9 protein-coding genes and 1 pseudogene are annotated in these 8409 nt (G+C 70.2%); 2 read left to right on the top strand and 8 right to left on the bottom strand.

Annotated features, from left to right (window positions below; all coding sequences use genetic code 11):
* The 3 genes and pseudogenes from IE260_RS09430 to IE260_RS09420 all read right to left on the bottom strand — a co-directional run.
* Nucleotides 1-530, bottom strand: a 530-nt coding sequence (locus IE260_RS09430) for an electron transfer flavoprotein subunit beta/FixA family protein (protein WP_189870034.1), incomplete at its 3' end; no start/stop codon positions are given.
* Between the two features lie 220 nt (nt 531-750).
* A complete protein-coding gene (locus IE260_RS09425; protein ID WP_189870033.1) occupies nt 751-1260 on the bottom strand; it encodes a flavin reductase family protein in 510 nt (169 codons plus the stop codon).
* A 144-nt stretch (nt 1261-1404) separates the two neighbouring features.
* A pseudogene (locus IE260_RS09420) lies at nt 1405-1763 on the bottom strand (thioredoxin family protein).
* A gap of 267 nt (nt 1764-2030) precedes the next feature.
* Between IE260_RS09420 and IE260_RS09415 the strand changes: the two are divergent.
* A complete protein-coding gene (locus IE260_RS09415) occupies nt 2031-2759 on the top strand; it encodes a lysophospholipid acyltransferase family protein (RefSeq protein ID WP_189870032.1) in 729 nt (242 codons plus the stop codon).
* A 249-nt stretch (nt 2760-3008) separates the two neighbouring features.
* Here the strand turns inward: IE260_RS09415 and IE260_RS09410 are convergent, their stop codons facing one another.
* From IE260_RS09410 to IE260_RS09395, 4 genes are all read right to left on the bottom strand, one after another.
* Nucleotides 3009-3581, bottom strand: a complete 573-nt coding sequence (locus IE260_RS09410; RefSeq protein WP_189870031.1) for a transglutaminase domain-containing protein — start codon at nt 3579-3581, stop codon at nt 3009-3011.
* An 83-nt stretch (nt 3582-3664) separates the two neighbouring features.
* Entirely contained in the window at nt 3665-4735 is a 1071-nt protein-coding gene (locus tag IE260_RS09405) for a threonine aldolase family protein (protein ID WP_189870030.1), read from the bottom strand.
* Nucleotides 4732-5478, bottom strand: a complete 747-nt coding sequence (locus IE260_RS09400) for an SDR family NAD(P)-dependent oxidoreductase (protein WP_189870060.1) — start codon at nt 5476-5478, stop codon at nt 4732-4734. The genes IE260_RS09405 and IE260_RS09400 overlap by 4 nt, the downstream gene beginning before the upstream one ends.
* A 44-nt stretch (nt 5479-5522) precedes the next feature.
* A complete protein-coding gene (locus tag IE260_RS09395; protein WP_189870029.1) occupies nt 5523-6920 on the bottom strand; it encodes a DUF6421 family protein in 1398 nt (465 codons plus the stop codon).
* A 261-nt stretch (nt 6921-7181) separates the two neighbouring features.
* On the opposite strand from IE260_RS09395, the gene IE260_RS09390 reads away from it, so the two are divergent.
* Entirely contained in the window at nt 7182-7865 is a 684-nt protein-coding gene (locus IE260_RS09390; RefSeq protein ID WP_189870028.1) for a glycerophosphodiester phosphodiesterase, read from the top strand.
* A gap of 3 nt (nt 7866-7868) precedes the next feature.
* Here the strand turns inward: IE260_RS09390 and IE260_RS09385 are convergent, their stop codons facing one another.
* A complete protein-coding gene (locus IE260_RS09385) occupies nt 7869-8405 on the bottom strand; it encodes a GNAT family N-acetyltransferase (protein ID WP_189870027.1) in 537 nt (178 codons plus the stop codon).
* Nucleotides 8406-8409 lie beyond the last annotated feature (4 nt).

Genomic DNA, 8409 nt, shown 5'->3' with positions numbered 1-8409 from the left:
ACGGCCGGCAGCGACGCCTCGAGCTGCTCGGAGGCGGCGTCGCCGTCGCGACGGCCCTTGACCGTGCCGTCCTCGACGGACACCTCGGACAGCAGGGTCACCTGCGGCACACCGAGGCGCTCGGCCAGCAGCGCGGGGACGACGCCCATGGTGCCGTCGGTGGAGGCCATACCGGAGATCACCAGGTCGTAGCCGGCCTTCTCGATCGCCTTGGCCAGGACCAGGGAGGTGCCGATGGCGTCCGTGCCGTGCAGATCGTCGTCCTCGACGTGGATCGCCTTGTCCGCACCCATGGACAGCGCCTTGCGCAGCGCGTCCTTGGCGTCCTCCGGGCCCACCGTCAGGACGGTGATCTCCACGTCGTCGTCGGAGTTCTCCGAGATCTGCAGCGCCTGCTCGACCGCGTACTCGTCCAGCTCGGAGAGCAGACCGTCCACGTCGTCACGGTCGACGGTCAGGTCATCGGCGAAGTGCCGGTCGCCAGTGGCGTCGGGCACGTACTTCACAGTGACAACGATCCTCAAGCTCACGCCGGCTCTCCTACTGCATCGTCTTTTTCAGTGCTGCCTGCTTGCAGGCAGCATAGGCGCCCCAAGCGGCCGATCCCGGTCGGGGCGGCCTGCGCTCCGCCCGGAATATTACTCGTCAGTACACCCAGTTCATTCCCGCTAAGCAAGCGCTTTGAACTGTGACCTTTGCAACGCAGCGTAACCGGAACTCGACGGCTTCGCAGGAGGGGCCCGGCGGCGGTCAGTCCCGCAGGCCGTTGAACCGGCCCTGGTGGTACAGCAGAGGCCGGCCGGTGCCCGCGGGGTCCCCGAGAAGGACCTCGGCCAGCACGATGCGGTGGTCTCCGGCGGGGACGCGGCCGACGACCCGGCACACGAGCCAGGCGAGGACGCCGTCCAGGACGGGCACCCCCCGCGGACCCTCGTGCCAGGCCGTGGGCGGGCCGAACCGGTCGGCGCCGCTGCGGGCGAACCTCGCGGCCAGGCCCTCCTGGTGGTCACCGAGTATGTGCACTCCGACGTACTCGGCCGCGGACACCGTGGGCCAACTGGAGGAACCGGTACCGATGCCGAAGGAGAGCAGCGGCGGCTCGGCCGACACGGAGGTGAGGGAGGTGGCGGTGAAGCCGACCGGACCGGCGTCGCCGCGGGCGGTGATCACGGCGACCCCTGCCGCGTGCCGCCGGAAGACGGACCGCAGCAGGTCGGCGGTGGCGAGCCGGGGCGCGCCGAGGTCGGGCGTGGCCGTCATGCGGGTGTCCTTCTGCGTTGCGCCTCCGCCCTGGGGGAAGGGGCCGAAGGCAGGGGTGGGGCCGACGACAGGTGGTACGCACAGTCAACTACGTCCGGTGAGCCGGAAGATGTGGCAAATGCCTCACGGGCGGCGTGGCGGCGGTCACACGGCCTCCCCCAGTGCGGCGATCACGTCCGCCTTGCGCGGCTGTCCGACGGCGCGTCGCACGACCCGGCCGTCGGCGTCGAGGACGAGCACGGTGGGGGTCTTGAGGATGTCCAGTTCCCGGACGAGGCCCAGATGCGCCTCGGCGTCGATCTCGACGTGGGCGACGCCGGGGACCAGCCCGGCCACTTCGCCGAGGATCCGCCGGGTGGCCCGGCAAGGGGCGCAGAAGGCACTGGAGAACTGCACGAGCGTTGCGCGTGCGCCGAGTTCGGTGCCCAGATCGGACGCGCCGAGCCGCTTGCCGTCATCCCGCCCGCGCACTCGCACACCCCGCTCCGCCGCCACCGCGGCACTCCATCGGCGCACTTCGACACGCGCGCCGCCACTTCGGTCGTTCTTTTCTGCAGCGTCCACGAGACGGCGGAGATTCCCGGCTCACCGTGCTGTTTTGGCCACGGCGTGGCCGAAGACGTGATGAGGATCTCGCCTCAGGCGGGCACGAGGGCTGGTTCCCCGGCCGTTATTGGGGCACGATCTGCGACATGCCGTAAACCTACGGCTGCGTAGCTTTCGACTGGGAGTCCCCTTCCCAGGCAGAGCAGGAAGGGTCCGACCCGCCCATGGCAGAACTCGTCTACCGCCCGGTCATCGGTCTCGCCCGCACCATGTTCAAGGTGTGGGATCTCAAGATCGACTGCCGGGGGTCGGAGAACATCCCGCGCTCGGGCGGCGCCGTGCTGGTGAGCAATCACATCAGCTACCTGGACTTCATCTTCAACGGCCTGGCCGCGCTCCCGCAGAAGCGGCTCGTCCGCTTCATGGCGAAGGAGTCGGTCTTCCGGCACCGGATCTCCGGTCCGCTGATGCGCGGGATGAAGCACATCCCGGTCGACCGCAAGCAGGGCGAGGCGGCATACGCGCACGCCCTGGACTCGCTGAGGTCCGGTGAGGTCATCGGGGTCTTCCCGGAGGCCACGATCTCCGAGTCGTTCACACTCAAGAGCTTCAAGTCCGGTGCGGCGCGCCTTGCCCAGGAAGCAGGCGTGCCCCTGGTGCCGATGGCGGTGTGGGGCACGCAGCGGCTGTGGACCAAGGGTCATCCCCGCAACTTCAAGCGCAGCCACACCCCCATCACCATCCGCGTCGGCGAGGCGATGGAGGCTCCCCGCGAGCAGTACGCGGGCGCCATCACCCGCCGGCTGCGCGAGCGCGTCCAGGAGCTTCTGGAGGCCGCGCAGCGCGCCTACCCGGTGCGGCCCAGGAGTGCCGACGACACCTGGTGGATGCCGGCCCACCTCGGGGGCACGGCCCCCACTCCCGAGCAGGTCCGCACGGCCGAGGCGCACTGAGCCCGGCCGGGTCGGGAGCGTGCACGGTGATGCGCGCTCCCGGACTGAACCTCTCCGGCGGCTCGGCCGGTTCGTGTGCCTCCGCCTCGATGTCGGCGATGGGCACCGGCATCTGACTGCCCGGCAGGGAGACGACGGGGGCCGTCTCGTCGCCGGTCCGGGTGCACGAGCCCTGACGCCGGTTCCGGCGGCGGCAGCTCACCCCCGCGTCGCCGCACCGCCTCGCCCGCCTCGGCCTCGTCGCCGGCCTCAGAGGGCGGTGGGGAGCGTCCTCCACAGGTGCGGCCGGTCCGTGGCCGCTTTCAGCGCCTCGATCACGGCCGGGTGCGGTTCGGCATACAGGACCGGGTGGTCCATCTCGTGGGCCCGGGGGTCCGGCGTGAAGGCCAACTGCTCGCCCTCCAGCGAGAACTGGGCGTTCACGCCCGGCTTGTTGCCACGGGGGTCCTGCCGGTGCCAGGCCCCGTTGAACCGTACGGCGACCAGGCCGTGCACCACGTCGAAGCGCTGGTAGCACAGCGCGGTCGGAATGTCCTCGGCCCGCAGCAGCGCGGCCAGGGCGTGGGCCTTGGCGTAGCAGATGCCGGTGCGCTGCTCCAGGACGTCCGAGGCCCGCCAGGTGACGCGCGGATCGCCGGAATCCTGCGAGTGCGGGATGGTGTCGCGCACGAACTCGTAGGCCAGTCGCGCATAGGCATACGAGTCGTCCGCCTCCTTCGCGAGCCGGGCGGCCGTCTCCCGCACACGGGGATTGTCATGGTCGATGACCTCGTCGGCCGCCAGGTAGGCGGACAGGTCGGGCGTGTTCTGGATCAGCTCCATGCCCGCAGAGCATAGGAACGCGATCACCTGGAGTCAATGACTTTTCAGGTGACCGCATACCTATGCAGACTCTCGACGGCTCGCTAGCGCGCCATCTCCTCCTTCAGCGCCGCCACGAACGTGTCCACGTCGTCCTCGGTCGTGTCGAACGCGCACATCCACCGCACGTCCCCCGCGGCCTCGTCCCAGAAGTAGAAGCGGAACCGCTTCTGCAGTCGCTCGCTCACCTCGTGCGGCAGGCGGGCGAAGACCGCGTTGGCCTGCACCGGGTAGAGGATCTCCACCCCGTGCACCGCACGCACGCCCTCGGCCAGGCGCTGGGCCATCTCGTTGCTGTGCCGGGCGTTGCGCAGCCACAGGTCCTTGGCGAGCAGCGCCTCCAACTGCACCGACACGAAGCGCATCTTGGACGCCAGCTGCATCGACAGCTTGCGCAGGTGCTTCATGTGGCGCACCGCGTCCTGGTTGAGGACCACGACCGCCTCGCCGAACAGGGCACCGTTCTTGGTACCGCCGAGGGAGAGGAGGTCCACGCCGACCGCGTTGGTGAACGTCCGCATGGGCACGTCCAGGGAGGCGGCGGCATTGGCTATCCGGGAGCCGTCCAGGTGCACCTTCATGCCGTGCGCGTGGGCGTGCTCGCAGATGGCGCGGATCTCGTCGGGCGTGTAGAGGGTGCCCAGTTCGGTGCTCTGGGTGATCGAGACGACCTGCGGCATGGCACGGTGCTCGTCGTCCCAGCCGTACGCCTGCCGGTCGATGAGCTCGGGGGTGAGCTTGCCGTCGGGCGTGGGTACGGTCAGCAGCTTCAGGCCGCCCATGCGCTCCGGGGCGCCGCCCTCGTCGACGTTGATGTGCGCGCTCTCGGCGCAGATCACCGCTCCCCAGCGGTCGGTGACCGCCTGGAGCGCGACGACGTTGGCGCCGGTGCCGTTGAAGACCGGGAACGCCTCGGCCGTGGGTCCGAAGTGGCTGCGGATCACGCGCTGGAGGTTCTCGGTGTAGACGTCCTCGCCGTACGCGACCTGGTGACCGCCGTTGGCCAGCGCCAGGGCGGCGAGCACCTCCGGATGCGCCCCGGCGTAGTTGTCACTGGCGAAACCGCGGACCTCGGGGTCGTGATGGCGACGCGCGTCGGTCTTCGGGGGGTTCACGGCTTCTCGGTCAGCCACAGACGTTTTCCGTTCACTTCCGCGGCGGGCTTCTCCCAGACTCCGGCGACGGCCTCGGCGAGGTCACGCACGTCCGTGAAGCCCGCGAACTTCGCGTTGGGGCGCTCGGCGCGCATCGCGTCGTGCACCAACGCCTTGACCACCAGGATCGCAGCCGCGGACGTCGGCTCCTGCCCGGCCCCCGCCTTGCGGAAGTAGTCGGCCATGGCCAGCGTCCAGGCCTCGGCGGCGGCCTTGGCGGCCGAGTAGGCGGCGTTTCCCGCGGTGGGCCTGCTCGCGCCCGCCGCGCTGATCAGCACGTAGCGCCCGCGATCACTGCGCTGCAGCGCCTCGTGGAAGGCGAGGGTGGTGTGCTGGACGGTGCGGATCAGCAGCAGTTCCAGCAGGTCCCAGTCGTCGAGGTTGGTCTTGGTGAAGGTCTCGCTGCCCCGCCAGCCGCCGACGAGGTGGACCAGGCCGTCGACCCGGCCGAACTCCTTCTCGATACGGCCGGCCCAGTCCCGGGTGGAGTCCAGGTCGAGCAGGTCGACGGTCTCGCCGACCACCGTTGCCCCGCCGTGCGCGTAGCGCGCCGCGTCCACGGCCTCCGCCAGCCGCTGCGGGTCGTTGTCCGCGCCGACGACGACCGCGCCGGCCTCGGCGAGCCGCAGCAGCGCGGCCCGGCCGGCGGGTCCGCCCGCGCCGGCCACCGCTACCACCGCACCGTTGAGCGCCCCGTTCCCCATGGTCCTCGCCTCCCGAGCCTGTGCCTGGTTGTCGGTGCCGTCGCTCACGCGGCGGCCCGCTCGGCGCCGTCCGCCGTGATGCCCTTGGTGGAGGCGATCACGTTCTTCAGCTTCTTGGACAGTGCCTCGTAGAACATGCTCAGCGGAAACTCGTCCGGAAGCACGTCATCGACGAGTTTGCGCGGCGGCAGGGTCAGGTCCAGGGCGTCGGGGCCCTTGGCCCACTTCGAGCCCGGGTGCGGGGCGAGGTAGGTGGAGACCAGTTCGTACCCGGCGAACCAGTGGACGAGCTTGGGCCGGTCGATGCCGTCCCGGTAGAGCTTCTCGATCTCGGCGCACAGCTGGTTGGTGACCTGCGGAGCACGCTGCCAGTCGATGAAGAGCTTGTTGTCGGTCCAGCGGACGACGTCGTGCTTGTGCAGGTAGGCGAAGAGGAGCTGGCCGCCGAGGCCGTCGTAGTTGCGGACCCGCTCGCCGGTGACCGGGAAGCGGAACATGCGGTCGAAGAGCACCGCGTACTGCACGTCGCGGGCCTGCGGGACGCCGTCGGCCTCCAGCTTCACGGCCTCCTTGAAGGCGGTGAGGTCGCAGCGCAGCTCCTCCAGGCCGTACATCCAGAACGGCTGGCGCTGCTTGATCATGAACGGGTCGAACGGCAGGTCGCCGTGGCTGTGGGTGCGGTCGTGGACCATGTCCCACAGGACGAACGCCTCCTCGCACCGCTTCTGGTCGTGGACCATGGCGGCGACGTCCTCGGGCAGTTCCAGGCCCAGCAGGCCGACGGCGGCGTCGGTGACCCGGCGGAAGCGGGCGGCCTCGCGGTCGCAGAAGATGCCGCCCCAGCTGAACCGCTCGGGCGCTTCCCGCACGGCGATGGTCTCGGGGAAGAGGACGGCGGAGTTGGTGTCGTAGCCGGCCGTGAAGTCCTCGAAGGTGATGCCGCAGAACAGCGGGTTGTCGTAGCGGGTGCGCTCCAGCTCGGCCAGCCACTCGGGCCAGACCATGCGCAGCACGACCGCTTCGAGGTTGCGGTCCGGGTTGCCGTTCTGCGTGTACATCGGGAAGACGACCAGGTGCTGGAGGCCGTCCTGCCGGTTCGCGGCCGGCTGGAAGGCCAGCAGCGAGTCGAGGAAGTCGGGCACCTGGAAACCGCCGTCGGCCCAGCGGACGAGGTCCGTCACGAGGGCCTCGTGGTAGGCGCGGTCGTGCGGGAGCAGCGGGGACAGCTCCTGGACGGACTCGACGACGCGGCGCACGGCGTCCTCGGCCGCGGCGCGCTCCGGGGCGCCCTCGGCGTCGAAGTCGATCGACCCGTCCTTGGACTGCCATGGCCGGATCCGCTCCACGGCATCCTTGAGCACGGGCCACGCCGGGTGCTCCACCACCCTGCCGACCGGAGAAACCTTCTCCTCCGAACCCACTTGCACAAGAATTTCCGTCATGTCCCATCCTCCACGGGAGAACCTCGCGTCAGGACACCGTATGCGCATGAGGTTCCTCCCAGCAAGGGGCACCTCCGGAAATTATCCTGCCACCCCCCGCCCTTCACCGCATTTTTTCCTGCCTGACCCCAACGGATGGGGTACGCGCCGAAGCGGGATCGGTCAGATCCGTATACCGAGCGCGGCACGGGGGAAACGCTTCCGCAGGGCCGTTAGGCTGCCGCCCTGCCATCGCCGCCGTCGACGGAAGCGAGTCGAGCCTTGAACTTCCTCACCATCGGTCACCGCGGAGTGATGGGTGTCGAACCCGAGAACACCCTGCGTTCCTTCGTCGCCGCCGAGCAGGCCGGCCTCGACGTCGTCGAACTGGACCTGCACCTGAGCAAGGACGGCGCGCTCGTCGTCATGCACGACGCGGACGTGGACCGCACGACCGACGGCTCCGGCGCCATCGCCGAGAAGACGCTCGCCGAGCTGCGTGCCCTGGACGCGGGGCGCGGGGAGCGGGTCCCGGTCTTCGAGGAGGTGCTGGACGCCGTGTCGGTGCCGCTGCAGGCCGAGATCAAGGACGCGGCGGCGGCCCGGACGCTGGCCGAGGTGATGCTCCGGCGGGACGTGGTGGGCCGGGTGGAGGTGATCTCCTTCCACGACGAGGCGATCGTCGAGATCGCCCGCCTGGTGCCGGGGGTGCGCACCGCCCTGGTCGCGCAGTACTACGGCACCGACGTCGTGGACCGGGCGGTCGAGGCCGGCGCGGGCACGCTCTGCCTGGACATCAACCGGATCACCCTGGAGATCGTGGAGCGGGCGCGCAAGGCCGGTCTGCGGGTCTTCTCCTGGGTGGTGAACACCCAGGACCACCTGCGGCTGGTGCGCGCTCTCGGGCTGGACGGCGCGACGACCGACTACCCGGAGATCAAACGCACCGGCCGCTTCACCGCGTGAGCCTCACGCCAGCGGCTTGACCAGCAGCTCGAACTGCAGGTCGTCGCGCTGCGGGATGCCGAAGCGCTCGTCGCCGTACGGGAACGGGGTCGTCCGTCCCGTACGGCGGTAGCCGCGGCGCTCGTACCAGGCGATGAGGTCCTCGCGCACGGAGATCACCGTCATGTGCATCTCCGTCGCGCCCCAGGTCTCGCGCGCCTGCCGTTCCGCCTCCGCGAGGACGGTCTTGCCCAGCCCTGCGCCCTGGAGCGCCGGGCTGACGGCGAACATGCCGAAGTAGGCGTGCTCGCCGCGGTGTTCCAGCTGGCAGCAGGCGACGATCCGTCCCTCCCGCTCGACGGTCAGCAGCCTGCTGTCCGCGGACTTGATGACCTCCAGCACGCCCTCGGGGTCCGTCCGCTGCCCGTGGAGGATGTCCGCCTCGGTGGTCCAGCCGGCCCGGCTGGAGTCCCCCCGGTACGCGGACTCGATGAGTGCGACGAGGTCGTCCACATCGGTGTCGGTGGCGTCGCGGAAGGTCGGGCGGGCGGCGGTGTCCATGGGT

The organism is Streptomyces viridiviolaceus (assembly GCF_014650995.1).
GTDB lineage: Bacteria > Actinomycetota > Actinomycetes > Streptomycetales > Streptomycetaceae > Streptomyces > Streptomyces viridiviolaceus.
Note: the sequence above shows the minus strand (reverse complement) of the source record. Positions and strands in the feature narration are given on the sequence as shown.

Excerpts from the sequence above, each read along its gene's own strand:
- IE260_RS09415 (WP_189870032.1), top strand. The coding sequence starts at position 2,031 with ATGGCAGAACTCGTCTACCGCCCGGTCATCGGTCTCGCCCGCACCATG.
- IE260_RS09410 (WP_189870031.1), bottom strand. The coding sequence starts at position 3,581 with ATGGAGCTGATCCAGAACACGCCCGACCTGTCCGCCTACCTGGCGGCC.
- IE260_RS09385 (WP_189870027.1), bottom strand. The coding sequence starts at position 8,405 with ATGGACACCGCCGCCCGCCCGACCTTCCGCGACGCCACCGACACCGAT.
- IE260_RS09425 (WP_189870033.1), bottom strand. The coding sequence starts at position 1,260 with ATGACGGCCACGCCCGACCTCGGCGCGCCCCGGCTCGCCACCGCCGAC.
- IE260_RS09400 (WP_189870060.1), bottom strand. The coding sequence starts at position 5,478 with ATGGGGAACGGGGCGCTCAACGGTGCGGTGGTAGCGGTGGCCGGCGCG.
- IE260_RS09395 (WP_189870029.1), bottom strand. The coding sequence starts at position 6,920 with ATGACGGAAATTCTTGTGCAAGTGGGTTCGGAGGAGAAGGTTTCTCCG.